Source organism: Singulisphaera rosea (assembly GCF_054877945.1).
The window spans coordinates 122,833-148,543 of record NZ_JBTYIP020000003.1 but is presented as its reverse complement, the minus strand read 5'-3'; the positions used below and the strand labels follow the sequence as shown (position 1 = coordinate 148,543).

The 25,711-nt window shown below is 65.8% G+C and carries 24 protein-coding genes; 11 read left to right on the top strand and 13 right to left on the bottom strand.

What is annotated here, in order from left to right:
* Positions 1-130: 130 nt before the first annotated feature.
* Positions 131-1,213, bottom strand: a complete 1,083-nt coding sequence (locus tag ACYOEI_RS07020; RefSeq protein ID WP_462848662.1) for a hypothetical protein — start codon at positions 1,211-1,213, stop codon at positions 131-133.
* A gap of 636 nt (positions 1,214-1,849) precedes the next feature.
* Here ACYOEI_RS07020 and ACYOEI_RS07015 point away from each other — a divergent pair.
* From ACYOEI_RS07015 to ACYOEI_RS07005, 3 genes are all read left to right on the top strand, one after another.
* Positions 1,850-3,622: a proline--tRNA ligase gene (locus tag ACYOEI_RS07015; RefSeq protein ID WP_462848660.1), complete on the top strand. Its 1,773-nt coding sequence runs from the start codon at positions 1,850-1,852 to the stop codon at positions 3,620-3,622.
* On the top strand, positions 3,619-3,885 hold the full coding sequence (locus tag ACYOEI_RS07010) for a hypothetical protein (protein ID WP_462848659.1): 267 nt from the start codon (positions 3,619-3,621) through the stop codon (positions 3,883-3,885). The genes ACYOEI_RS07015 and ACYOEI_RS07010 overlap by 4 nt, the downstream gene beginning before the upstream one ends.
* A gap of 165 nt (positions 3,886-4,050) precedes the next feature.
* On the top strand, positions 4,051-5,772 hold the full coding sequence (locus ACYOEI_RS07005; RefSeq protein ID WP_462848658.1) for an ABC transporter permease: 1,722 nt from the start codon (positions 4,051-4,053) through the stop codon (positions 5,770-5,772).
* Positions 5,773-5,904: 132 nt separating this feature from the next.
* Here the strand turns inward: ACYOEI_RS07005 and ACYOEI_RS07000 are convergent, their stop codons facing one another.
* Entirely contained in the window at positions 5,905-6,147 is a 243-nt protein-coding gene (locus ACYOEI_RS07000; protein ID WP_462848657.1) for a hypothetical protein, read from the bottom strand.
* Positions 6,148-6,179: 32 nt separating this feature from the next.
* The gene (locus tag ACYOEI_RS06995; protein WP_462848656.1) at positions 6,180-7,307 is read right to left on the bottom strand and encodes a DUF1559 domain-containing protein; all 1,128 of its coding nucleotides are present in this window, start codon (positions 7,305-7,307) and stop codon (positions 6,180-6,182) included.
* 555 nt (positions 7,308-7,862) lie between these two features.
* On the opposite strand from ACYOEI_RS06995, the gene mqnE reads away from it, so the two are divergent.
* The 3 genes from mqnE to ACYOEI_RS06980 all read left to right on the top strand — a co-directional run bounded on the left by mqnE (position 7,863) and on the right by ACYOEI_RS06980 (position 11,679).
* The gene (mqnE, locus tag ACYOEI_RS06990; RefSeq protein WP_462848655.1) at positions 7,863-9,014 is read left to right on the top strand and encodes an aminofutalosine synthase MqnE; all 1,152 of its coding nucleotides are present in this window, start codon (positions 7,863-7,865) and stop codon (positions 9,012-9,014) included.
* Between the two features lie 208 nt (positions 9,015-9,222).
* A complete protein-coding gene (locus tag ACYOEI_RS06985) occupies positions 9,223-9,927 on the top strand; it encodes a methyltransferase domain-containing protein (protein WP_462848654.1) in 705 nt (234 codons plus the stop codon).
* A gap of 120 nt (positions 9,928-10,047) precedes the next feature.
* The gene (locus tag ACYOEI_RS06980; RefSeq protein WP_462848653.1) at positions 10,048-11,679 is read left to right on the top strand and encodes an alkaline phosphatase family protein; all 1,632 of its coding nucleotides are present in this window, start codon (positions 10,048-10,050) and stop codon (positions 11,677-11,679) included.
* A 104-nt stretch (positions 11,680-11,783) separates the two neighbouring features.
* Here the strand turns inward: ACYOEI_RS06980 and ACYOEI_RS06975 are convergent, their stop codons facing one another.
* The 9 genes from ACYOEI_RS06975 to ltaE all read right to left on the bottom strand — a co-directional run bounded on the left by ACYOEI_RS06975 (position 11,784) and on the right by ltaE (position 20,359).
* A complete protein-coding gene (locus tag ACYOEI_RS06975; RefSeq protein WP_462848652.1) occupies positions 11,784-12,275 on the bottom strand; it encodes a Fur family transcriptional regulator in 492 nt (163 codons plus the stop codon).
* Between the two features lie 131 nt (positions 12,276-12,406).
* The gene (locus ACYOEI_RS06970) at positions 12,407-13,228 is read right to left on the bottom strand and encodes a hypothetical protein (protein WP_462848650.1); all 822 of its coding nucleotides are present in this window, start codon (positions 13,226-13,228) and stop codon (positions 12,407-12,409) included.
* 48 nt (positions 13,229-13,276) lie between these two features.
* Entirely contained in the window at positions 13,277-14,695 is a 1,419-nt protein-coding gene (locus ACYOEI_RS06965; RefSeq protein ID WP_462848649.1) for a GspE/PulE family protein, read from the bottom strand.
* A gap of 447 nt (positions 14,696-15,142) precedes the next feature.
* Positions 15,143-15,427: a flagellar biosynthesis anti-sigma factor FlgM gene (locus ACYOEI_RS06960; RefSeq protein ID WP_462848648.1), complete on the bottom strand. Its 285-nt coding sequence runs from the start codon at positions 15,425-15,427 to the stop codon at positions 15,143-15,145.
* Positions 15,428-15,671: 244 nt separating this feature from the next.
* Positions 15,672-16,958, bottom strand: coding sequence for an MlaD family protein (locus ACYOEI_RS06955; RefSeq protein WP_462848647.1), 1,287 nt, complete (start codon positions 16,956-16,958; stop codon positions 15,672-15,674).
* Positions 16,959-17,003: 45 nt separating this feature from the next.
* The gene (locus ACYOEI_RS06950; RefSeq protein ID WP_462848645.1) at positions 17,004-17,888 is read right to left on the bottom strand and encodes an ABC transporter permease; all 885 of its coding nucleotides are present in this window, start codon (positions 17,886-17,888) and stop codon (positions 17,004-17,006) included.
* 68 nt (positions 17,889-17,956) lie between these two features.
* On the bottom strand, positions 17,957-18,394 hold the full coding sequence (locus ACYOEI_RS06945; RefSeq protein ID WP_462848644.1) for a HEAT repeat domain-containing protein: 438 nt from the start codon (positions 18,392-18,394) through the stop codon (positions 17,957-17,959).
* A gap of 189 nt (positions 18,395-18,583) precedes the next feature.
* Complete coding sequence (locus ACYOEI_RS06940) at positions 18,584-19,282, bottom strand: endonuclease V (RefSeq protein ID WP_462848643.1); 699 nt, start codon at positions 19,280-19,282, stop codon at positions 18,584-18,586.
* Between the two features lie 21 nt (positions 19,283-19,303).
* Entirely contained in the window at positions 19,304-20,359 is a 1,056-nt protein-coding gene (gene ltaE / locus ACYOEI_RS06935; protein ID WP_462848642.1) for a low-specificity L-threonine aldolase, read from the bottom strand.
* 354 nt (positions 20,360-20,713) lie between these two features.
* Here ltaE and hisD point away from each other — a divergent pair, with 354 nt between their 5' ends.
* From hisD to ACYOEI_RS06910, 5 genes are all read left to right on the top strand, one after another.
* Entirely contained in the window at positions 20,714-22,093 is a 1,380-nt protein-coding gene (gene hisD / locus ACYOEI_RS06930) for a histidinol dehydrogenase (protein ID WP_462848641.1), read from the top strand.
* A 154-nt stretch (positions 22,094-22,247) separates the two neighbouring features.
* Positions 22,248-22,763 carry a GNAT family N-acetyltransferase gene (locus ACYOEI_RS06925; protein WP_462848640.1) on the top strand — a complete coding sequence of 172 codons (516 nt, stop codon included), beginning with the start codon at positions 22,248-22,250 and terminating at the stop codon, positions 22,761-22,763.
* A complete protein-coding gene (gene hisC / locus ACYOEI_RS06920; RefSeq protein WP_462848639.1) occupies positions 22,760-23,815 on the top strand; it encodes a histidinol-phosphate transaminase in 1,056 nt (351 codons plus the stop codon). The genes ACYOEI_RS06925 and hisC overlap by 4 nt, the downstream gene beginning before the upstream one ends.
* Before the next feature lie 167 nt (positions 23,816-23,982).
* The gene (locus ACYOEI_RS06915; RefSeq protein ID WP_462848638.1) at positions 23,983-24,210 is read left to right on the top strand and encodes a DUF433 domain-containing protein; all 228 of its coding nucleotides are present in this window, start codon (positions 23,983-23,985) and stop codon (positions 24,208-24,210) included.
* Positions 24,194-24,574: a DUF5615 family PIN-like protein gene (locus ACYOEI_RS06910; protein ID WP_462849106.1), complete on the top strand. Its 381-nt coding sequence runs from the start codon at positions 24,194-24,196 to the stop codon at positions 24,572-24,574. The genes ACYOEI_RS06915 and ACYOEI_RS06910 overlap by 17 nt, the downstream gene beginning before the upstream one ends.
* A 92-nt stretch (positions 24,575-24,666) precedes the next feature.
* On the opposite strand, the gene ACYOEI_RS06905 is transcribed toward ACYOEI_RS06910, so the two are convergent.
* On the bottom strand, positions 24,667-25,674 hold the full coding sequence (locus ACYOEI_RS06905; RefSeq protein WP_462848637.1) for a hypothetical protein: 1,008 nt from the start codon (positions 25,672-25,674) through the stop codon (positions 24,667-24,669).
* Positions 25,675-25,711: the final 37 nt, after the last annotated feature.

Genomic DNA, 25,711 nt, shown 5'->3' with positions numbered 1-25,711 from the left:
GGCCTGGTGCGAGGCTCGTCGCTCGGGCCCATTTTGCCCTGATCGACGCCGACAACCCGGGAGGAGATGTCGGCGTCGAGTGGGGCAGAAACCCGGTTCTCAAGACAAAACCGGGTTTCGGGCCGGTGACTTACTCGCCGCTCAAGTTCCCGTAGCCGACGGTGGTCGCCGCGGCGGGGAACGGGAAGGCGTTGTTGTTGGCCGATCCGCCGGGCGTGACCACGCCCGCGGGGGGCAGGCCGGCGATCGGCGGGCCGACGAGCTGGGCCAGGCTGAATTGCTTCGAGCCGGTCTTGAAGCGGCCGATTCGACCACCGGAACCGATCTGCTGAATCTTGCTGTCCGGGTCGATGACGACTCCCAGGTAATAGGTCGCCGGGGAGTTCGGCAGCGTCACGGGCGAGCCCGAGATCGTCACGATGTTCGACGGGGTGTTGATGTTCGCGCTGCCGTTCGAGACGGTCTGCGACGGAACTCCCGCGATCGACGGGATGTTCGACACCGTGTAGCTCGCGACGATCGAGCTGCCCGGCCCGAACTTCTTCGTGGTGGAGGCCACGAGGTAGACGGTCACGGGGCCCTGGAGGTCGGTGTCGGCCGACCCGAGGTTTGCCACCTGGATCGTCGGCGAGATCGTGTCGCCGGGCTGCATGGTCGGGGGCACGTCGAGCGCGACGGCCTGGAGCTGAGGCAGCTTCGGCGAGATGACCACGGGGGTGTGGCCGCTGCCGTTGTTGGCGTAGCTCATCTCGGCGAACGCGTGGTTCGGGTTCACCACGTAGTGCAGGTAAATCGAACCCCCTTGCCTGGGGAACCCGGCGGGTTGCGTCGGCAAGGTCAGGGTCGACGTGATCTGCTGGATGCTGTTCTGGTCCAAGGCCGGGACGGCGATCGAGCCGACGTAGATCTGGCCACGGAAAGAATTCGGGTAGCGGGAGGCGAAGACGGCGACCGTCGTCGCCGGGGAGTCCGCCGTGCTCGTCGAGCCCGGCTGCAACGCCAACGGCTCGACGATCGTGCTGGCCCCCGTGTTGCTCACGTCGACGGTGACCGCCAGCGGGCCGCCCCACGAGGCCGTCGGCGCCGCGAAGCCCGACACCGAGAGGTCGGGGAGCGAGTAGCCCAACGGCGTGTACGCCATCAGCTCGCGTCCCTCGAGGCATTCTAACGAGGTCAGGTCCGGCCGACGTCCGGCGCGACCCTTCCGGCGCATCCGCCGGGATTCCCTTGGCAACACCGAACACCTCCCTGTATGTGGAGTAACCACGCCCATCCACCCCCTTCGTCGAGGGCGGCGGCTTCGGTCCTTCTTACGGGATGAACAAGGTTGATTCTCAGCGAGACGACGCGTTCCGTGCGGCCTGGAGCCCGAAGGGACCGCCGACTCCTGGTCTAGATTTTCGTCCGGCCCCGCCGCGAAATTGGGGCGATTTTGGGCATCTGCGAGGTTTCGGATCCCCCTGGGAACGACATGACGCCCGCGAGGGACGACGGGCCTGGCGCGACTGTGCACGTCGGTTCGATCCCGAGGGAAACGCAGCCCGCCTCGGCCCTCTCGCGACCACGCCCCCCTGCCCTCGAGATTTCGCGATCTGACGCATCCGCGGGCGAACCTGTGGGACGCGAAAAGGATCGATCATGTTTGCCCCCGATCGTCCCGGGCGGGCGTCGGCCGAGGGTTCCGATTGTCCGAAGGACCTCGCGGAGACCGATCTGCGCGGAGGGCCGGCGATCTGGTAGATTATCCATCCCGGCACCCGGCCCGGCTTCCTCGAGACCGAGGCGGCCATCTTGGGGCGATCCCGGCCTTCCCTCTCGTCCAAATATCGCGATTCGCAGGAGTGACGCCGTGCGCTGGTCGAAAGCCCTGATCCCGACGCTCAAGGAAACCCCGGCCGACGCCGTGGCGCCCAGCCACGTCCTGCTGTTGCGCGCGGGGATGGTCCGCCAACTCGGCGCGGGGGCGTACACCTACCTGCCGCTCGGCTTCCGGGTCCTCAACAAGGCGATCAAGATCATCCGCGAGGAGATGGACGCGGCGGGGGCCCAGGAACTCCTGATGCCCGCACTCCAGCCGGTCGAGCTCTGGAAGGAGTCGGGCCGCTACGAGACCTTCGGCGAGCTCCTCATGCAGCTCACCGTGGGCGGCAACCAAACCGTCGCGCTCGGTCCGACGCACGAAGAAGTCATCACCGACATCGTCCGGGGCCTGGTCAATTCCTACCGGCAACTGCCGATGACCCTCTACCAGATCCAGACGAAGTTCCGCGACGAGCCCAGGCCCCGGTTCGGGATCCTCCGCACCCGCGAGTTCCTGATGAAGGACGCGTATAGCTTCGACGCCGACGTCGAGCAGCTCAACTCCAGCTACGACGCGATGTACGAGGCCTATTGCCGGATCTTCGACCGCTGCGGGATCCCTTACGTCATCGTCGAGGCCGAGAGCGGTCCGATCGGCGGCGACAGCTCGCACGAGTTCATGGTCCCCTCGTCGACCGGCGAGGATACCGTGATCCAGTGCCTCAAGTGCGGATATGCCGCGAACGTGGAACGTGCCGAGATCGGCAAGGCGTCGGCCCCGGCGACCCCCGACGCGTCGGCCCCCGCCTTCGAGAAGGTCCAGACCCCCGGGCGCCGGACGATCGAAGAAGTCTGCGACTTCCTCAAGGTCGACGAGTCGTCGACCGCGAAGCTCCTCGTCTTCCTCGCCGACGGCAAGCCCGTCGCCGCCCTGATCCGGGGCGACCACGAGGCGAACGAGGCGAAGGTCCGGCGCGCCTTCGGGGCGTCGACGCTCGTCCCGGCCGACGCCGAGACCATCGAGCGAGCGACCGGGGCGCCGATGGGGTTCCTCGGCCCCGTCGCGATCAAGATCCCCTTGGCCGTCGACGGGAGCGTCGCCGCGATGTCCTCCGTGGTCGTGGGCGGGAATGAGACCGACGTCCACCTCAAGGGGGTCGTCCCCGGGCGCGACTTCTCGATCGACCGGGTCCTCGACCTCCGCAACGCGGCCGCGGGCGACCCCTGCCCTCGTTGCAACGAGGCGATGGACGTCAAGCAAGGGATCGAGATCGGCCACGTCTTCAAGCTCGGCACCAAGTATTCGAAGGCGATGGGGGCGACCTTCCTCGACGACAAGGGGGCGGAGATCCCGGTCATCATGGGGTGCTACGGCATCGGCGTGAACCGGATCGTCGCCGCCGCCGTCGAGGCCGGCCACGACGACAATGGGATCGTCTGGCCCCTCCCCCTCGCCCCCTACGAGGTTCTGATCGTCCCGCTCCAGCCCCAGAACGCCGCCGTCATGGAGGCGGCCGTGATGCTCGAGTCGCAATGCGAGGCCGCGGGCATCGACGTCCTGATGGACGACCGGGAACAGCGCCCGGGGGTCAAGTTCAAGGACGCCGACCTCATCGGCATCCCGCTCCGCGTCGTCATCGGTGAGCGCGGGCTCAAGGAAGGCACGGTCGAGGTCAAGTGGCGGACCGACACCGCCCCGCATCTCGTCTCGGCCGCCACCGCCGGCGAGGCGATCCTCGCGGAGCTCGACGCGACCCGCAAGGGCCTCACCACGAGCGCCATCGAACGTCGGCTGGCCCGGGCCGCGGTGAAGGGCCAATGAACGCCCGGGTCTCGAAGACCGCCTTCGTGCTCCTCGGGCTGATGACGGCATTGACCGTCATCGGCCCGTTCCTCATCGCCGCGACGATCCAGGGAGGTCAGGATTCCCACTGGCCCCCCGACCGCCCCGTCGAGTGGTGGATCTTCGGACTGATCACGGGTGCCGTGGTGATCCTGATGGGATTCTGCCTGGCGATCGGCATCGGCCAGTGGCGCCAACTCCTGGCGTCGCAGTCCAAGCCCCCTCGCGAGGAGGCGCCGTAACTGCCCGAAACCGGAGATCACAATCCTCCTTAAGGAAATCGACCCGGTCCTTGCCCGCCTCGTTCAAATGTAGGATCGTGATCGATGCCGATCGGGTCGAAGCGTCCTCCATGATCGGAGGGCCGACGCCGGGCTCGGGGCGAGGTGAGAAGGGCGAGAACTTTGGTGAACCCTCGAGGTGGTCTTCGGTTTGGGCTTGGCCCGGTCTTCGCTTACGAGTGGATCATCGCGTCGAGGCGTTGGCAGGGCTATGCGCTCCGCTCGGGCTTCGCGGGGATGCTTCTCGTGGCCTTGCTCGTCATCGTGGCCAATCCCGCCATCCCGCGTTCGGGGACGGTGTCCCGAGACCTGGCGAAGCTCGGCGAGTCCTTCTTCTTCGCCGTCATCGGGACCCAGTTGACCCTGGTACTCATCGCGGCGCCGGCCGCGACCGCTGGTGCGCTCTGCCTCGACCGGGCCTCCGGTACGCTCACCTATTTGCTGATGACCGACCTGACCGACTCCGAGATCGTCCTCGGTAAGCTCGCCTCGCGGCTTTTTCCCGTGCTGGGCCTGGTCGCCGCCGCCGTCCCCATGATGACGATCCTCTCACTCCTCGGAGGTGTCGATCCCAATGCACTCCTGGGGGCCTTCCTCGTCTCGGTCGGTATCGCAGTCCTCGGTTGTGCCCTCGCGCTCATGTTCTCCCTCGTCTCGAAGAAGACGCACGAGGCGTTACTTGCGACTTATGCCGTCTGGGGGATTTGGCTCGTCAGCCGCTCGTTCGTCAACCTCGTCAACGGGGCGTTCGGCTGGTCTCTGGCCGTCGTGCCCGCCATCGCCGACCCGTATTACTTGACCTTTGCGCCCTACTGGTCTCCCGGCCGAGTCTCGATCTACGACGACTTGTGGTTCCTGGCCGTCGCCTTGATGGTCGCGACTGTGGTTGTGATTGTGGCGATCTTGCGGCTCCGATCCGTGTGTACCCGAACCAAGGTCGCGCGGACTCCTAGCGTCCTCGACCGACTTTGCCGCCGACTGGATCCGAACCCCCATCTGCCCGCGCCGTCGCTCGATTTCAACCCGGTGCTCTGGCGTGAGTGGCATCGGGCTCGTCCGTCGCGAGCGGGTCGAATCGTGGCGAGCGTCTTCGTCCTCGGCGCATTGATCGCAAGCGTCGGGGCGATCGTGTCTCCCGCGTCGACATTCGCCAAGGCGTGGGTCAATGGATTACAGGTCGCGATCGGTCTGCTTTTGCTGAGCGTGACGGCGGCGACCTCCCTTGCGGAGGAGCGGACCCGAGGCAGCCTGGACGTGCTGATGACGACTCGGCTGTCCACTCGAGAGATCGTCCTCGGGAAATGGTTGGGGACGTATCGCGTGGTCCCGTGGCTGGCGCTATTGCCGGTTCTTGTCGTGATGTGCCACGACCCCTGGGATCCGTCCTATCTCACGACCATCGTATTGACCGGGCTCTTCGTCTTCGTCTGCGGCGCCGCCGTGACCAGTTTGGGCCTTGCGATGTCGACCTGGTGCGCCAGGCTCGGTCGAGCCGTGGCGTTGACGGTCACGATCTATGTACTCGTCACCGTCGGATGGTTGTTCCTAGAAACATGGATCGGAGGCCGCGGCGAGCAAGGACTCATGATGGGCAGTCCCTTCTTTTTCGCGGGCCAGCTCGCCGCGGACATTTGCAATCCGAGCCGGTCTGCAGAACACGTCGGGTGGGGACTCTTCTGGATCGTATTCTACGGCCTCGCCGCCCTCGGACTACTGAAGTCGACCCTGGCCACCTTCAACCGATGTCTCGGTCGGATTGAGGGAGGACATCCCCTGGGGCGTCGCGTCATGCCGTGGGATCGCCAGTACAAGAAACCTCGGGGCTATCCCGGGGATCGTTTCGAATGAGCAGGGAATGCCCAATGGAAATTGGATAGAAATCGCGTAGAAATGTTTATGGGTTTCTGGTCAATTCTCGATTTCCCATTCCCGCAGTCCAGGCGTTCCGCTCGGTGAAGGGTCAGGCCTCGACGCGAGCGCTCACGGAGAGGCCGGTTTCCCGGGCGTGGCCGGTGAGGCCTTGGCTTTCAGGAGCCTCAGGGTGCGGACGTTCTTCTTCGAACGGGCTGCGGGCGTCGAACGGCTCGTCGGCATGTCGGTATGAATCGGCGTCTGATCCGCGTTGGCGGGGATTCCGGTTTCAATGCCACCGGCCCCGCCGCACCCTGAGAGGACCCCGAGCACGAGGAGGACTCCTCGATGTCGCCAGGCAGAGTGTTTCATGATCGTACCACGCTCTCCCCGGCCTCGAGTCATCAGAACGAGCTCTGGTCGATCACTTCGCCCCTATTCCGGGTACCCAAGCCCCACCAGTTTTCGAGGTTCACGGAATTCCTGATGAACTTCACGGACCCGTCGGCGAAGCCGACGTTGACGCCACCGGAGTGGTTGCTCGTCGCAGGGACTGTGTCTTGGGCCGAACCCCAGAATCCGTCGAATGAGTTCGACGCGGTGCAGACGAGGCTATTGGGGGGGCCGACGTGGTTGTAGCGGTTCGCGGTGTAGCGCCAGGGGAATGCCAGGGTCCAGCAGAACCCGAGGGTCGTGGAATAGGCCGTGGATTCGGCCGTGTTGGGCAGCGTACTGCAGGCTTTGAGGAGAGACCGAGTCGTCGTGGTGTTGTTCACATTGATGTCGACCGCCACATCGACGGGATAGACTCCTCTCCTGGCATTGTTCCCATCGCCGGGATGGAGGATGGGATTGCCGGCGAGGCCGATCAGACGCTCGCTGAACATCGCCGTGGTCGAAGTCCCGTCGGTGACCGCGGCAACACCGATGGCCCCCGTCCAGGGTGCGTTGTCCGTGTCGCCCCACGGGTTCTCGATGATCATGCCGCTGAACGTCTGCTGCGAGCCGGGCCCTCCCCAGTTGCCGACGTAGCTGAGCGTCGCGTACGGGGGGACGGGACGATCGGTGACACCATCGGAGGGGCAGAGGAAGACGGCGAGCTGCGTGTACATCGTCGTCGCATTCATCGTGTTGCTGCCGCTGTCGATCGGGTCGCCCCAGCCGAAACAGGTGTTGAACGAACTGTACAAGTTCTGTTGCTCGATGAAGGGAAGGATCATGACCGGCCAGCCGTAGCTCCAGTCGGTGACGCCATTCCCCACCTCGCCGTTCGCACCCGAGCCGTAGGAGCCGGCGGGATACATGTCGCCGAGGGGGTAGACCCCGTGCGTGGATTCGTAAGTACAGGCGGCAAGGCCGAGTTGTTTCAGATTGTTGACGCATTGAATGCGTCTAGCGGACTCGCGCGCGGATTGGACCGCGGGTAGGATCAGGCCGACGAGTATGCCGATGATCGCGATGACGACCAGCAACTCGATCAAGCTGAAGCCGAGATTCGGCCTTCGACGCGAGGGATTCCTGAGTCGGGGCACGCCTGAATCCTTAATCAGCCGAGGGGGAGGTCTACGTCGACGTCCCTCGTCCTAAGTGGTGTTTCATGCATACATGTACGGTTCGGCAATCGGCCAACCGCCTCGCGGGAATCGGCCAATCCCAAGGGCTGGGGCAAAGGCGTCTTCCGAATTTTTCCCTGTTAAGGGCGTCGTGAATTGAGAGTCTTTAGTTATGGATAATCTGGGGGGACAAATAACGTCTAGGATGGAGGTTTTCGCTCTCAAACCATTCGGAAGGTACGGTCGCGGATCGTCCGAGTCCCGCTGGGAGGGAAGGGAGTGGGGCGACCTGGCGCACGCCGCTTCGATAAGAATTGAGAGTCTCAATAGTTCGGACCGTGTGAAATCTACCAGGTGCCGATCAGATTGGCAAGAAACTAGGCAAACCTTACGACCTCGATTGGGCCATTGCCCAATCCTTCAATTCCGGCTAAAATTTCCGTAAACCGCGGAGGTCGAAGGGAGTCGCGGTTTGGGCGGATGATCGATGGCGAAATCGGCCTTAGCGGTCCGAGAAAGAGGTAGGTTAGAGCCATGCCGACCGAAGCGTCACGCTTGGAGACGATTCGCGAGAAGGTCGAGGCCGGTCAGCGGTTGAGCTTCGAAGACGGTATCGCGCTCGAGGAGTCGAACGACCTGTTCGCGCTGGGGACGATGGCGAACCTGGTCCGGGAGCGCTACAACGGGAATTACGGCTACTACAACGTCAACACGCACATCAATCCCACGAATGTGTGCGTCTACACGTGCGACTTCTGTGCGTTCCGCGCCGACCTGGGCTCGGACCGGGCGTACGTCCTGGATCAGGACCAGATCGTCGAGAGGGCCCGCCAGGCGCACGACCGCGGGGCGACCGAGCTGCACATCGTCGGCGGCCTGCACAACAAGCTCCCGTTCGACTACTACGTCGACCTCGTCCGCTGGATCCACGAGCCCTTCCCCGAGATCCACATCAAGGCCTACACGGCCGTCGAGATCGAGTTCTTCGCCAAGATCGCCAAGCTCTCGATCAAGGACGTCCTCGTTCGTCTGGTTGAGGCCGGGCTGGGGAGCCTCCCCGGCGGCGGGGCCGAGATCTTCCATCCGGAGGTCCGCGAGGAGATCTGCGGCGCCAAGGCGTCGACCGAGACCTGGCTCAACGTCCACCGGACCGCCCACCAACTCGGCTTGCACTCGAACGCGACGATGCTCTACGGCCACATCGACAAGCCGAAGCACCGCATCGACCACATGATCCGCCTGCGGGAGCTCCAGGACGAGACCGGCGGGTTCCAGACGTTCATCCCGCTGGCCTTCCACCCGGATAACTCTCGGATGGACGAGCTGCCCAAGCCCTCCGGCGTCATGGACTTGAAGACCATGGCGATCAGCCGCCTGATGCTCGACAACTTCCCGCACATCAAGGCCTACTGGGTCATGCTCGGGATCAAGACGGCACAGGTTGCACTCTCATTCGGGGCCGACGACATCGACGGGACCGTCGTCCACGAGAAGATCTACCACGAGGCCGGTGCCGAGACTCCCCAGGAAGTCACCGTGACCGAGATCCAACGCCTCATCGCCGAGGCGGGTCGGATCCCCGTCGAACGCGACACCCTCTACCATCGCGTCGAGCGCGAAGGCACTCGCTGGACCTCCGGCGCGGCGATCGAGGTCTCCCTGGCCGGGGCCGGCGGCCCCCGCTGATTGCGAACGAGTCTCCCGACCGATCTCGACGAGTGAGTCCGTCGGTCGGCGAGTTTTTCAGGCTCTGGCCACGGACATGCGAGTCCGGATTGACCGATCCGGCGGGATGGCCTAAGATCCGGCCCTCTCGGTCCAGGCTCCGGGAAGGCATCGGGGCTGTCGGACTCGAAGTCCAGCGTAGGGACGTGCTCAAGGAGGAGCGCCCGCGATGCGAGACCACAATAAGGCGTTCTGCCAGCTCGTGGCGGAACACTTCGACTGTCCGGGGCCGGTCTACGAGTTCGGGTCGTACCAGGTCGAAGGGCAGGTCGAGTACGCCGACCTCCGCACCCTCTTCGCCGGAAAGGACTATGTCGGCTGCGACATGCGTCCCGGCCCGGGGGTCGACCGCGTCGAGGACGTGAGTGCGATTACCCTGCCCGACGGGGTTGCGGGGACCGTCCTCTGCATCGAGACGTTCGAACACGTCTTCGAGGTTCGGCGCGCGTTCGACGAGGTCTATCGGATCCTCAAGCCGGGCGGGCTGTTCGTGATCACGTCGCCGCTCAACTTCCGGATCCACGGCTATCCCGACGACTACTGGCGCATGACCCCCAATTGCCTGCGCCGGATGATGTCGACGTATGACCTTCGGCTCACCGGCTTCCAGGGCCATTACAAGTTCCCGCACTCGGTGATGGGCCTGGGCGTGAAGGCCCCCGCAGCCCAGGGGTTCGCCAAGAAGGCCGACCAACTCGTCGCGGCCTATCAGGCGTGGCTCCGCCAGACCGAGGCGAGTTTGCCCCTCTCTCAAAAGGTCCGCCGCGGACTGGCGCAGGTCTATCGCTCGAAGGGCGAGCGCCAGCACCTCTCGTCGTACTACTCGTCCGACTTCGCGATCGACGTCGCACACCCGCTCGCCAACGCGGGTTGACTATAGAAAACCCCGACGGCCCGTCCCCACCGCGTCCCGGAGGCCGAGCCTCCGCGGGTCGGGGACGGCGACCCGGGTTTCACTCCCGTCCGGTCCCTCCCTTCCCAAGAGGTCGCGCGCATGCCGACGCATAATCGCCTCGTCATTTTAGGACTTGATGGTGCGACTTGGTCGGTGCTCGACCCGATGCGTCGGCGAGGGGTGATGCCGAACCTCGACGCGCTGCTCGCGCGCTCGGCGTACGGCACCTTGCGGTCGATCATCCCCCCGATGACTTCGGCCGCGTGGACGTCGATGATGACCGGCTGCGGGCCAGCCCGTCATGGGGTCTTCGACCACCGCTATTACGATGTCGCGGCCGGGCAGATGAAGGTCAACCACTCGGGTCGGATCCGCGTGCCGACCGTCTGGCACCTCCTCTCCGACGCCGGGCGTTCGGTCGTCAGCCTGAACCTGCCGGCGACCTACCCGCCGCCCAAGGTCCGAGGCCTGATCGTCTCCGGCATGGACGCTCCCCACCTCGACGCCGCCCTCTCGGGGGCCCCCGAGTTCGCCGAGCGACTCCGTGCCGAGGTCCCCGCGTATAGCCTCCGCTACCCGTGGAAACGGGCCCCGCAGTCGCTCGCCGAGCTCACCGAGAACTCCCGGATCACGTGCGAAGGATTTAAGGGGCGGGCCGAAGGAGGACTCCTCGCCGACCGGATGATCTCCGACTGGTCGGCCCTGATGGTCCAGTTCCAGAACCTCGACCCGTTCCAGCACCGCGTCTGGCGCTACCTCAACGTCGACGAGACCGGCATCGACGACCCTGCCTGGAACGAAGCGGCCGCGGGTGTGATGCGTGGGCTCGACAACGCGATCGGCATGCTCATCGAGCTGGCCGAGACGCGCAACGCCGGAGTCATGATCGTCAGCGACCATGGCTTCGGCCCCTGCTTGGGGCGGATCCACGTGAACCGGATCCTCATCGACGCCGGCGTCGCGCGTGTGCCCGGGATCTCGGGCCGCCTGGTGCGTCGGGCGAAGCAAGTCTCCGACCGCGTCCGCCTCTGGGGGGCGAAGCAGAACGACCCCGAGGCCCGATCATCGTCATTCGACACATCGGTCGAGGCGCAGTTCCCGTTCGACTGGAAGCGGACGCTCGCCTTCGCGCCCCACCAGGATACGGCCGCGATGGTCTATCTGAACTCCGCCGCTCGCAGGGCCGGGGCTCCGCTGGTCACCCCTCGCCAGGTCGAGCAGGCCCTTGCGGACACTCGAGCCGCGCTCGCCGAGGCGCGGCACCCTGAGACATCCGCCCCGCTCTTCCCCCACATCGTCGCGACCGGCGAAGCTTACAATCTCGACCCGGCGCGTGAAGGGTATCCCGACCTGATCGCCCTCCCGGACGAATCCTACTGGGTCCGGACGAAGCTCGCGCCCGGGCGGGCCTGGGTCGAGCCCGACGCCAACCTCCCCGGCACGCACCGTCCCGAAGGGGTCGTCGCCTTCGCCGGTGCCGGCGTGATCCCGGGCCGGACGCTCCAGGCCGAGCTCCTCGACGTCACCCCCTCGATCCTCAAATTCCTGGGGATGCCGATCCCGGGCCACGTCGAAGGCAAGCCGCTCCCGTGCCTGGCCGACCTCGCCACCGTTCGCGAGGACCCGCCGAGCGACCCTTACTCCGGCCCGCACCAGCCCCAGTTCGAGTACTCGGCCGAGGAACAGGCGATCATCGAGCAAAGGCTCGCCGACCTCGGCTACCTCGAATAATCATCCTATGACGAACCCCGGTCTTTTCTTGAAGGCCGGGGTTCTGTAGGACAGGCGGCGAGGTCCCGTGCGGGATTGTCGACATCGACCGCGAAAGCCGAGAATCAGATCAGGTCGAGCCGTCGGCGCGGGCGAGGCCGGCTGCACGCCGAGCAAACACCCGTGATGACGAAGCGGTGACCGTTCGGCCGGAATCCGTGTTCTCGACTGACGGCCTCGCGGACGTTGCGGATCTCGTCGTTACGAAACTCGACGATTGCGTTGCACTCGGTGCAGTGCAAGTGGTCGTGCGACGGGTATCCGTAGTCGTGTTCGTACGCGGTCCGATTGGTGAGTCGAAGCTCTCTGAGGAGGCCGGCGTCGACGAGCAGCTTCAGGGTTCGATAGACCGTCGATCGGCTCACCCGGCCGCCCGCATTCCGCAGGTCCTGGATCAATTCGTCGGCGTCGAAATGCTTGTGCGTCTCGAAGATGTGGCGCACGAGAACTCGCCGGGGAGCAGTGAGCTTCTCCCCTCGAATCTCGAGGAACTCGCGGAACTTCTCTTCCGGGCTCTCGGATGTGGCCAGCGGGACGATGGGTGCGGAATCCGACACGAGAGCGGTCCTCGGGCAAAGCCTCGGCCCCGACGCTGGGGGATGGGAAGGGGCCGAGCCGCGAATCAATAACGATTCTTATTCTAGCGATCACCCCCGAGTTCTTCCACTCGGAGCGGTGGAATTTGACGCTAGTTGATGGGTGTCAAGGAGATGGTGTCTCCCTTCGGGTTCACCGGAACGGCCGAAGCCGGGAACGTGCCGGGGGCCGCAGGCACATTCGCGACCGGACCAGCCGGGCGGGCGATCTTGGCCTGGAGGGCGTCGAGGGCCGTGTGGAGGTGCCGCACGGCGTGGTCGCAGCCCGTGGGGTTGCCCGAGAACGAGAACGAGTTGGCCTTCAGCCGCCCGAGGCTACGCTCGTAGACGACCATGTAGACCTGCTCGACGTAGTCGGTCGCCGGGGCTCCGCAGTGCCCCTTGCTTCGAAAGAGATCGCCCGTGCCAAGCACGTCGGTGATCGGCTTCAGATCCTTTTGGCTCAGGTGGTGGACACCTTCGCTGTCGATGATCGTGCCGTCGGCATAGACCTGGAGGAACATGCCGAACTGGTTCCCATCATTCGAGCGCGTCAGGGCGACTCGCGTGACGATCGGGTCCGACTCGGTCGCGGGCTTGCTCACACGCGGCTGCGGGACGAGCCGGGGCGAGGGGCCGATTTGGGCACCTTCCGCCGGCGCGGCCATCGCCGGTTCCGGGTCGGACGACAGCGACGAGCCGGGGCCGAGGTACGGCGAGGGCGAAGGGGATGAATTGTTCGAAGCCTGGGTCCGCGACGCGGTCGAGGAACCGAGCTGGGACGGCGACGAGGACGACGAGTTCGACCCGCCGAACCGGAAAAGCCTGCTGAGCCGGCTCGGCTCGTCGCCGTAACTAGCCTGCCAACCGAACGCCGCAATAACGAATCCTGGGGCGATCATCGCGCCGACCCAGGTCTTGATTCCGGGATGCATGCCGACCTCCTTGCCGGATTGCTCTCGGTAATGGCCCGCCAGCGTGGATCACATCGAAACGACGCGATACGCCTCCTCCACGGTGGTCGTGCCCTCCAGGATCTTATCGACCGCGCTCTGTTTCAACGTTTGCATTCCCAGGTCGATTGCCACGCGGCGGAGGACGTCCTTGGGGATCTGCTGGAAGATCAACTCGCCGAGTTCCTCGCCGATCTCCATGATCTCGTAGATCCCGGTCCGGCCGAGGTAGCCGGTCTGGAAGCAGGCCGGGCAGCCGAGCCCGCGATGGAGGACGAGCGGCTCGTGTTCGGCCGGGTCGAGCTCGAGGGCGGCGAGGATCTTCGAGTCGGCCGAGTACGTGACCCGACAGTAGGGGCAGACCTTGCGGATCAGGCGCTGGGAGACGATGGCCAGCAGGCTGTTCGAGAGCAAGTAGCCTGGGATGCCGAAGTTATAGAGATTGCCGATCGTGGTCGCCGAGTCGGATCCGTGGATCGAGCTGAATACGAGGACGCCGGTGGCCGCGGCCCGCATCCCGATCCGGGCCGTTTCGTCGTCCCGGATTTCCCCGATCATGATCACGTCGGGGTCCTGGCGGAGCATGGCCCGAAGACCTTCGGTGAAATTGAGCTCGCGGTCGACCTGAGTCTGGTTCGCCCCCCCGATCCGGTTCTCGATCGGGTCTTCGATGGTCATCACGTTGCGGGTCGGGACGTTGACCTTCGAGAGGCAGGAGTAGAGCGTCGTCGTCTTGCCCGAGCCGACCGGCCCGGCGACGAGTACGGCCCCATATGGCTGCGCGACGAGCCGCTCGAGTTGGGCGACCTGCTTCGGCGACATGCCGAGGTATTCGAAACCGTGCGTCATGTCCAGGACGTCGTGGATCCGGATGACGATCTTCTCGCCCATCGCGGTCGGGCAGGTGGCGATCCGGAGGTCCCTGGGCCGGTTGCCGTACTGGATTGTGATCCGCCCGTCCTGCGAGTGTCGGCGGTCGACGATGTTCAGGTCCGACATGATCTTGAGGCGGCTGACGACCGGGGTCGCCAGGTTCGAGTCGATGTGCAGCATCTCCTGGAGCTGCCCGTCAATTCGGTAGCGGAGCCGGATCCCGTCCTCGAAGGGATCGAAATGGATGTCGGTCGCGCGGGATTCGAAGCCACTCTCGAGGATGTGCGTCACGAGGTTGGGGAGCGACGCGATGCCGATCTGGGCCTTCAGCGAGTTCTTGATATCGATCTGATGCTTGGTGCGGTCGGGCGAGACGCCGCCCATGCCCGCCAGCTCGCCTCGTTCGACGGCGGCCTGGGTCTCGCCGTTGCTGGCGGCGAGCGTCGTCAGGCGTTCGAAGGCGAGCGCATTGAGACGGTCCGGGGAGATCAGGTTCAGCTCGAGGATTGACTGCCTGAGGTCGCGATGGTGCTGCTGACCGTACTGGAGGGCGGACAGGAGCTGATCCGTCGTCACCAATCCATGTGTGATGAGTGCCGAGAGGAGAGCTTGATCGACTCGCGAGGAGAGCGGAGAGGCTTCGGGGGAGGAAGGCGAGGGTGGCGGGGATCCGCCCTGGGGGTCCGAGCCGGCACTCCGCGGGTGGGGAGATGGGGGTTCCACGTCGGGACCTTCCTGGGACGGGAAAGGTGGGCGCACCCCGACCCAAACAAAACCGCCCTCAAACGGCGAAGGCGAATCGGATTACTTGTTTGAGATCGAAGGAGGGCCGGCAGTCGAGAGATGATTGTTTCGGAATTCTTCCCCGGATGCCAGGGAATTTTTCGTGAGGACGGGGAAAAAAGGACTGGCGGCCGATGGGGCGACGAGTGGGTGACCCCGATCCAATTCGGAAAGGGGACCCGTCGTCGACCTATCGGTCGCCAGCACCGGACCAGGGGCCGGACGAGGCCGGGCCGGTGGTTACCAGCCCTGCAGCTCGTCGATCAGGCGATCCAGGGCCAATTCCAACTTTTCGGGGGTCTCGTAGGAGCCTGCGGCGATCTGCTGCCGGATCTCCTCGACCTTCTCGTGTCGGATCTCGGGCAGCCGGCTGATCCCGTCGAGCATCTGGCCGAGCGGCGAGATCTCGACGTGGTCGCGAGGCGTGCCCGCGTGCACGGTCTGGCCGGCGTCCACACTGAAAGCAGCCAGCCGCGGGTAAATGGGTTGGGGACCCTGAGTTCCCCCTGCGCCGTAGACTTCCATGTGTGCCTCCCCTGTTGGTGCTCTGGCCGGCGGTTCCTCCGTCGGCGCGCCCAGTCATTATCGGATCAGGATCCACTCGGAGGCCACTTTTTAGGGAAGAGCCGAGGTTAGTCGGGCCTTCCCTTCCTCCGGTCTCCGTCGTGGTTGCCCAAGCGTCTCGAGCGTCCACACCTATGTTATCGGTCGGAAGATGGGACGGATTTAACCAAAGACACGAAAATCGGGCCTTCGATCTGGGCGATTCTTAACGCTGGATCCGCATGTTCCGGGGCGTCGGCTTCAAGGCCTCGGCCAGGAGCTGCGAGGTCTGGCCGAGTCGGTCGGTCACCGCCAAGATGTTCTTCTGGACGAGTGTCAACTCCTTCTTCTGTTCGACGGTCGTCGCCCGGGCCTGCATGGCGTCGAGCGTCTTGATCATGTCGTTCAGTTCCTGGGCCCCTTTCGTGAAGACCTGCGCCGTGTCGTAGACCGTCTGGACTCGCAGGTCCTCGGGGGTCGGCTTGTAGAAGGGGCTCAGGACGAACGGGTTCGCGTAGATCTTCTGGACGAGCTTGTTCCCCCAGTCGGTGGCGTCCCGGACGTTGGCCACCGTCCGCTCGATGTCGGCGCGGCTCTTGGTGAGGGTCTGCACCCCCTGGCTGGCGATCAGGTCGGCCTGGTACAGGACCCGGTCGGTCCTCGCCCTGGTGCCGTCGAGTCCGTCGAGCAGTTTTTCGACCTTCACGCGATCCTTCATCGCGATGTCCTGGAGCGTGGCCGTGAGGTCACGCGCGCCGGCGAGGCTCGCGCGGATCGCCGGGCGATTTTCGCTCACGAGGACGTCGGCGTTGCCGGACAAGGATTCGAGCCGAGTGAGTGTGTTCTCAATCTTGGGCGCGGAGGCGGCGATCTTTCGAGAGAGTTCCTGGACGTGGGCGGCGGTCTCTTCGACCGCCGGCCGGATCGAGTCCGACGAGTTGCGGAGCCCGGCCGCCGTCTCCTGGAGCATCGCGAGGATCAACCGCACCCGCGGGCCGACGGCGTCGACCGTCTCGCGGACCTCGGCGATCGTGTGGCTCAGGTGCCCGCGCTCGACCGGGCCCATGCCGACCTGTTCGAGGATCGGGTCAAAGAATGTGGATTCAAATCCGGTGATCACCTGGCCGGGGGCCAGGGGGTCGACCGACTTGCCGGCGGAGACGATGTTCACGCGGCTCTGGCCGGCCAGCGACGCCTGGATCGTGATCTTGACGTCCTTGTGGAGCTTCTTCGCCAGGTTCGTCGGCACCGAGACCTTCACCCGGGCCCGGAGCGAGCCCTCGACTTCGGCCAGGTCGATCCCGACGACCTGCCCCGCGTCGAGGCCGGCGATCCGGACCGGGCTCCCGACGCGTATGCCCTGGCCGTCCCGGAAGTCGACGTGGAATGTCCGATGCGAGGCGAGGAACGCGGGGCCCCCCTCCGCCGCCGCGAACAGGCCGATGAGGCCCACGATCGACGCCAGGATGACCACACCCATGCTGATTTCGCGGACCGAGGATCGACTCGACATCGGGGTTCCCTCCCCTGGAGACGCATCAAAGTTCGTCGTTATCGCTCACACGGCCGGCGGGGCTAGCAGGGTCGGCCCGAACGCCGACCCGCTGTGGTAGAAGATCAGGAACCAGCCGCTGTTGACCATCAACATCGCGACCAAGGACAGGCAGACCGCCCGGCAGACGGCCGAGGGCACCAGGTCCGGCGCGGTCGAGGCGGGAGGCCCCCGGAACCCTTCGTGGCAGGCGAAGAGGGACGCCGCCAGCGCATTGATCATCCCCTTGAGGATGAGCCCCGCCACGTCTCGGGTCCAAAGCATATCAATAAACATCGAGAAGAAGTCGTGCGTCGAGACGCCCAGGACCGTCTGGGCGACCTGCCAGCCCACTACGGTCCCGACCAGCACGCCCCAGAGCGAGAGGATCGGCCCGGCGAGGAGCGCCGCGGTGACCCGGACCGCCGCGAGCCGCCCCGGATCGGGCGCGGCGACGGCCGCCGCCCAGCGGTCGGCGAGTGCGCGAGCCGCCTCCCCGATTCCTCGCGATGGCGACTTCCGCAACTCGCTGACCGTCCGCGCCCCGATGAGTCCCGCGAGGACCATCCCGGTCATCAGCGAGGCGAGGTTCCGGATCAGGCCGACCCCGACCACCGCCCCCGTCCCGTCCACGAACGTGCCTCCGAAGTAGGCCTGCATCGACAGGAATGAGCCGAGACCGACGTGGACCAAACAGACCAGCGGCACCCCCATCGCCATCAGCGTGGAGAGCTCTCGCATCACGGCTCGAAGGAATGGCGGATCATTCGCACCGGGGCGGACGATCGAACGGGCCGCGGCGATGCTGAGCGTGCCCATGCCGCCCAGGTACGCGATCATGTCGAACGCCCCCCGTCCGACCTTCCCCAATGGGGAGACGACGGCGGACTCCAGGACCGAGTTGGTCGACATGGCGCGGCCCTCCGTGACCGGTCGCAAATCGAGGGGTGGTTTCGTGTCGGTGGATTCGGAGGGGTACTTTAAGGGTTTTGACGATTCCTGGCCAGGTCGGGTTTCTGCTGCCCCCACCACTCACGCCACTTGGCGATGGCCACGCCTCGCTCGCCGGGCTGGGCCCAGGGGATGTACCCGAAATCCTGGCCGGTCCGACGTTTCAGCTCTTCGTGGGCCGAGAGGCGGACGACGGGGTCGGGGTCTTCGAGCCGATCGATCAAGGGCGGGATGACTTTCCAATCCGGAAGCTTCCCGCCGAGCCCGACCGAGCGGGCCCGGGTGATCGCGGCCGGGTTGTTCAAGGCGCGGAAGTTCTTCGGAGTAATTCCGCAACCGAGCGCCAGCACGATGAGGGGGAGGCAAATCCCGCCAAGCCGCCTCGCGTTTCGGCGGCCGGCCGGTCGCCCCGTCGAGCAGTCCTTGGCTCGGCGGCCCCGACTTCGGAGTGATTCAGGCTCGTTCATGGCTCGTTGGCCCATGCGCCCGCCGTCCCGGGCGGGTCGTGCGCGTGGCGAACCTGGGAATGACACCGGTCGGTATCGGCGGGAGTCCCAGTTCGCAAGGTGATCGCCATCATTAGGATTCCCTTCCTTCGAGAAGGCGAGGCGAACCCTATCCGAAGCGGTCGAAGGGGACAATGCCAGTCGCCGGAATCAGGGGGAGATTGGAAGACCTTCACCGTGGGCACGCCGGATGTCGTTGACGAACTCGTGGGCCTTCTGCGCCGGGACCGGGAGGCGAAACTTGACCGAGGTCGCCAGGACCACCGAGACCGCCCCGTCGATGTCGCACAGGTGTCCCGGCGACACGAAGAGGGGCTTGACCTTGTCCCGACTCCGGACGACGGCCCCGACGACCTCGCCGCGATCGACCAGTGGACTTCGGTCTCCTTTCTTGGGACCTGGTTCTTCGTGATCCCCGCAGAGCCACGACTTCGCGCAACCGATCGTGGGAAGGTTGATCCAAAGGCCGAGATGGCACGCGAGCCCGACGCGGCGAGGGTGGGCGTATCCCTGGCCGTCGCAGAGCACCACGTCTGGCCGCGTCTGAAGCAACCGGAAGGCTTCGAGGACTGGCGGCAGTTCGCGGAAGCTGAGCAGGCCGGGGACATAAGGAAATCGGGCTTCCCCCACGACCCCGACTCGTTCGATGACCTCGAGCGTCGCGGCACGCATCACGACCACCGAGGCACTGAGCCAGGGATCATACTTGTTGTACGAGACGTCGGCCGCCGCGACCGTCTCCCAAGGTCCCAGCGGCCGGCTCACGTCGACCTGCGTGGCCAACTCCTCCTGGAGCTTGCGGGCCTGGGCCACGTCGACGTCCCAGTGATGGCGTTCGGCGAATTCCATGGGCGACTCTCGTGGAACCGGTCAGCCTCGACTGGCGACGGGCGCCAGTCCGCGGATCGCCTCGGCGGCGAACTCGACGTCCTCGCGAGAGACGTCGAGGTGTGTACATGCGCGGATGACCCTCGGGCCGAGCGCCGAGACGAGCACGCCGGTACGTTCGAGCCTCGCCGCGACCTCGGCGGCCGTGCCGAGCGCGGGGTCGACCTCGATCCAGACGAGGTTTGTCTCGACGGGGCCCGACTCGAGCGAGAGCCCTTCGGTCTTTTCGACGGCGAGGGCGAGGATCTGGGCGTTGGCGTGGTCGTCCGCCAGGCGTTCGACGTGGTGGTCGAGCGCATGGATCGCCCCCGCGGCGATGATCCCGGCCTGTCGCATGCCCCCGCCGAGCACTTTCCGCAGCCGATGGGCCTTCGCGATCGCCGCCGCGGTCCCCGCGAGCGCCGAACCGATCGGGGCGCCGAGCCCCTTGGAGAAACAGATCGAGACGGTGTCGAAAAGGTCCGCCCACTCTCCTGCGGAGATGCCCGACGCGACGACCGCGTTCATGAGCCGGGCCCCGTCCAGGTGGATCGCCAGGCCGTTCGACTTTGCCCAGGCCGACAGCTCGACGACCGACTCACGAGGATGGACTCGCCCTCCCCCGCGGTTGTGGGTGTTCTCGAGCGACAGGAGCCGCGTCCGGACGTAGTGGCCGTCGTCGGGACGGATCTTGTCCCGCACCCTCTCCAGGGTCACGAGCCCACGGTCGCCGGCGATCGTCCGGGTCGTCACGCCCGAAAGTCGCGCGACCCCTCCCCCTTCCCAGACGTAGACGTGTGAGGTCTCGCCGCAGAGCAACTCGTCGCCAGGGCCGGCGTGGATGGCCACCGCCAACTGGTTGGCCATCGTCCCGGAGGGGACGAAGAGCGCGGCCTCCTTGCCGAGCAACCGGGCCGTCTTCCGCTCGAGCTCGAGGACGGTCGGGTCCTCGCCGTAGACGTCGTCGCCGACCTCTGCCTCGGCCATCGCTCGCCGCATCGCCGCCGTCGGGCGCGTGACGGTGTCGGATCTCAGATCGATCGGCGGCCTGCTGGTCATCGGCGGGGTTCTCGTGCTCGGGGTTCGATCGCTTGCGGAATTCACGGGGAGCCTCTCTGGGAGGGCTATTCTACCCCCGAGAGAACACCCGCGGCCATCACGCCCGACGTCCGATCCGCAACTCAACGGAAAAGGGGCACTCCTCGCCGATCTCCCATCCCGCGAAAACCGATCCTTTACTAAGGCCACCTCGCGGGACCCTTTGTGGCTTCGTGCCTTATATGGTGAATCTCCCGCAACGCCTCACCCGGAGTGCTCGGTCGACTTCAGCGAGGAGTCTCGAAAAAGGTGAGGCGGGCGGTTGTCCCCCGGGATAGAATGATCGGGTCCGACTTCAGGGAGAGGCCCCGGCCGATGACAGCGATGTTGAACATCTGTAGGATTGATTGTGCCAGCGAGGACGCACGCGAGGCGATCCTCGAGCTTCGCAGGCAGCTCAGCCCCCGAGGGGACGTCGTCAGCCCGCAAGGGAAGGCCCGGACGATCGCCGCGTTCGGCGAGCCGCTGACTCCGGTCCAGGTCGTCGAGCGGATCTGCGGCGACGTCCGCGACCGTGGTCTCGACGCGGTGCTCGAGTACACCGCCAAGCTCGACGGCGTGACCCTCGACCCCTCGGCGGTCCGGGTCTCGACCGACGAGCTGCACGAGGCCTACAAGAAGGCCGACCCGGCCTACTTGCGCACGCTCCGCCGGGTCCGGGACAACATCCTGGCGTTCCAGTCGGGCATCCTGAACCGCGACGCGACGATGCGGCGAGGACGCGACTGCGAGCTCCGCCTGCGCTATCGCCCGCTCAGACGCGCGGGGGTCTGCATCCCCGGCGGTGCGGCGGCCTACCCGTCGTCGTTGCTCATGACCGTCGTGCCCGCGCAGGCGGCCGGCGTGGAGGAGATCGCCGTGGTCGTCCCGCCGACACCCTTCGGCGGCTACAACACCGACCTTCTCGCCGCGTGCCACCTCCTGGGGGCGACCGAAGTCCACCGCGTCGGCGGGGCCCAGGCCGTTGCCGCCCTGGCTTATGGCGTGGACGGGATCCCCGCGGTCGACAAGATCGTCGGACCCGGGAACCTCTTCGTCGCCCTCGCCAAGCGGCAGGTCTACGGCGAGGTCGACATCGACAGCATCGCCGGGCCGAGCGAAGTCGTCCTGATCGCGGACTGGACCGCCGACCCCCGCTACGTCGCCGCCGACCTCATCAGCCAGGCCGAACATTCCCCGGGCGCGAGTGTCCTGATCACCTGGGAGGCCGACCTCATCGACCGCGTCGCCGACGCCCTCGAGCAGCAACTCGCCCGGCTCAGCCGCGGCGACCTCGCCCGGGACAGCCTCGAGCGGTTCGGCGCCCTGATCCTGGTCCGCGACGAGGACGAGGCGGTGACCCTGACGAACCTGATCGCCCCCGAACACCTGCACGTCTCGACCTCGGACCCCGACCGACTCGCCGAGCGGCTCACCAACGCCGGCGCGATCTTCCTCGGGCACGAGACCCCCGTCGCCGTCGGCGACTACGCGGCGGGCCCTTCGCACGTGCTCCCGACCGGCGGTACCGCACGCTGGGCGTCCGGGCTCTGCTCCAACGACTTCCTCAAGCGCACGAGCCTGATCTACGTCACCCACGAGGGCCTCGCGGACATCGCCCCCGACGTCCGCCTCCTCGCGGACAAGGAAGGGCTCACGGCCCACCGGTACAGCGTCGACGTCCGCTTCGAGGACGACCAGGTAACCCCCGGTTGAGAACCTGTCCCGAAACCTGTTTTCTCCCGAGAAAACGGGTTTCTGAAAGGAGAAGGCCCGGCGACTCGCGAGGGGTCGGCGACGTCGATGTCGTCACAATCCCCGCGATTACGCCAGCCCTCGACGTGCCACAACCTCTCCCCTTTGGCTGACGATGACCACAACGATCCGTCCCTGCCGCCCCGACGACGCCGAGACGCTCGTGGATCTGATCCGCGAGCTGGCGATCTACGAGAAGCTCGAGCACTTCGCGAACGCGACCCCGGAGTCCTTCCGGACTCATCTTTTCGGCCCTCGCCCGGCCGCCGAGGCGATCATCGCCGAGGTCGAGGGCGTGTCGGTCGGCTTCGCCCTGTTCTTCGCGACCTTCTCGACGTTCCGCGGCCAGCCGGGCCTCTACCTCGAGGACATCTTCGTCCGCGAGGCCTACCGAGGCCGAGGAATCGGCAAGGCGCTCCTCGCCACGGTCGCCCGGTTCGCCTTGGACCGCGGCTGCGGACGGCTGGAATGGTCGGTGCTCGACTGGAACGCCCCGTCAATCGGTTTCTACCGCTCGCTCGGGGCCCGGCCCATGGACGAGTGGACGGTCTATCGGATCGACGACTCGCTCGCCAAGCTTGCCGCCCTGGCTCCCGCCCCCGCTTCCTTCGAGAAGGCCTCCGAATCATGAGCCGATCGTATTTCCTCGCCCACATCGACCGGATGGCCGGGTACGTCCCGGGGGAACAGCCTCGCGAGGGGGGCTTCCTCAAGCTGAATACGAACGAGAACCCCTACCCCCCCTCCCCTCGCGTCGCCGAGGCGGTCGCCGCGGCCCTGAACGACCGCCTGCGGCTCTACCCCGACCCGGTCGGCACGACCTTCCGCCAGGCCGCTGCGCGCAAGCACGGCGTCGACCCCGCGATGATCCTGGCCGGCAACGGCTCGGACGACCTCCTGACGATCATCACCCGCGCCTTCGCCGGCCCCGGGGACCTCATCGTCTACCCGTCGCCCAGCTACATCCTCTACAAGACCCTGGCCGAGCTCCAGGACGCCCGAGTGGCCGAGGTCCCCTTCTCCGCCGACTGGACCCTCGACCCGTCCGCGTTCACCGTCGAGGGGGCTCGGCTCGCCTTCCTCGCCAACCCGAACAGCCCCTCCGGGACCTCACTCTCGCCCGAAGCCGTCGCCGCCCTCGCGAGTCGGCTCGACTGCCCCCTCGTCGTCGACGAGGCCTACGCCGACTTCGCCGCGACCGACTGCGTCGGCCTCCTGGCCGACCACCCCAACGTGATCGTCACCCGGAGCTTCAGCAAGGGCTACAGCCTCGCCGGCCTGCGTCTCGGCTACCTGATCGCACGCCCGGAGATGATCGCCGGCCTGGTCAAGGTCAAGGATTCTTATAACTGCGATACCTTGAGCCTCGCCGCCGGCGCGGCCGCGATCGAGGACCAGGCCTACCTGGCCGAGACCCGCTCGAAGATCCTCGCGACGCGAGCCCGCCTGACGTCGGCCATGCGCGGGCTAGGCTACCACGTCCCCGACAGCCAGGCCAACTTCGCCTGGTGCACCGGCGGCCCCCCCGCCACCGAGGTGTATCAGGCCCTGAAAGACCAAAAAATTCTCATTCGTCTGATGCGATATCCCGGCATCCCCGATGGCCTGCGTATCACCGTTGGCACCGACCACGAGATCGACCGATTCCTGGAGGCCCTCAAGGGTGTCCTGTCGTCCCGTTGAGGGACGCAGAGGAGCGAAGTCGCTTTGCGACGAGAGGATTTGAAGACGTCCCCGGTAGTCCGGTCAGGCATGCCGACTAGAATTCCGTTGGGTTGCCGATGGAAACCGACCATGACCGATTGGTTTACCTCTCGGCGGGGCCGTTGGCAATGAATCGAGGGCAGATCATGCTTAGGCAAGACCGGATTATCATCGACCCGACGATCCTTGCGGGAAAGCCCGTGATCAAGGGGACTCGCCTGGCCGTGGAATTCATCCTCGAGTTACTCGCCGAAGGATGGACTCATGAGCAGATCGAGCATGACTATGCTTGCGAGGCCGATGACATTCAAGCGGCTCTACGCTACGCTGCGGAGTCCCTGAAGCGGGAACGCGTCTATCCGTTGGCGGTGTAACACGTCGCGTTTCCTCGCCAACGAAAATGTCTCGGCCTCCGTCGTCGGGGCACTCCGAGCGGACGGCTTTGATGTCCTCTGGATCAAAGAGGTGGGGCGAGGTTCAAGCGACGAGGTCGTCTTGGAACTTGCCCTCTCGGAATGGCGCGTTCTCCCGACCTTCGATAAGGATTTCGGAGAGCTGGCGATCCGTCGTGGGAGAGCCGCGACCCCCGGTGTCCTCCTGTTCCGGCCTCGACTGAGGTCTCCGGACTTTCCGGTTCGATTCGCGCGGGCCGTTCTTGGTCGGGGACATGTTTGGGAAGGTCATTTCGCCGTGGCCGAGGATGGTCGTGTTCGCATCGTACCGCTGCCGGGCCAATAGTCTGCGTTGCGAGTTGCTTCGCGAGCCAATCGCCGTCTTTACTGCCTGGAGGATCCAAAGCCTCAACCGATCCTTGAAGGCCGAGCCGGCTCTCAATTCCCGTCGCTAACCCCCCATTCAAAGCCATTTGCGTCGATCCGTTGGAGCATCGCTCGGACTTCGAACGTCGATCCACCGGCCTGGATGGAATCGAACAACCCTCGAGATTCCCGGATGGCCGCATTTCCGGAAGGGTCGCCGGTGTGGATGACGATCCGATCGACCCCGGCCATCGCCGAGGCGATCGCCTGGAGCATTACCATCACGACACGGTTCCCACCAAAAGCACCGCAGCCCCAGAAGCCGGTGTGGATCACGACGGGTCCGGCTTCGCCACGGACACGGCGGGATTCGAGGACGGCGGCGCGAAAGCCCGTGAAGGCTGTGTCGAGGATGAATTCCAGGTCGCCGAGGCGATACCGGCCGCTCCGGCCCACCGGTGCGGCGATCGCGATCAGGTTCGTGATCGTCGGGGGATCGATTCGCGTCGTCGCGTTCCGGACCGCGTTCGGCTCGGCCCTTGCGAACAGATTCCCGTAGAGCCCCCGGGGCCGACCTTCCGCCACGTTCACGTCGGTTGCCACGCGACATTGGCGAGGTACGCCCATCACGAGCACCGGGGTCGGTTGATTCCCTTCCAGCGTCACGGCGTGATAGTTTCGAGCGACCAAGGCCTCCCGGAGCGATCCGAGCACGGGATGCTCGGCCACCTGCATCTCATCCTGGGCGAACAGGCCCGACCCGTACGCGAAGAAGAGGCGAGGGTCCGCGAAGTTGACGTGCCACTCGGTCGAGTTGGGCATGTCCTCTTCGTGTCGGTAGTCGAAGAACCCGGGACGCGCTGCGAAGTTCGCCTCCGCGGCTGCCGAGTCGACTCGCTCAGGCCATGGGAGCGGAGTCCAACGACTCGACTCGAGCCATCCTTCCAGTCGTGCTCCAGGCGGAGAAGCCACCGCGTAGACAACCTGCTTGTTCCGGTCGTTCAGGACGGGGGGGAACTCGTCGACGAGCGGTTGGATCTCGAACCGGTAACGCTCGATCGGAGCTGGCTCGTGGTTCATCGACGCAATCCCCTTCGGTACACCACGGATCGTTTCT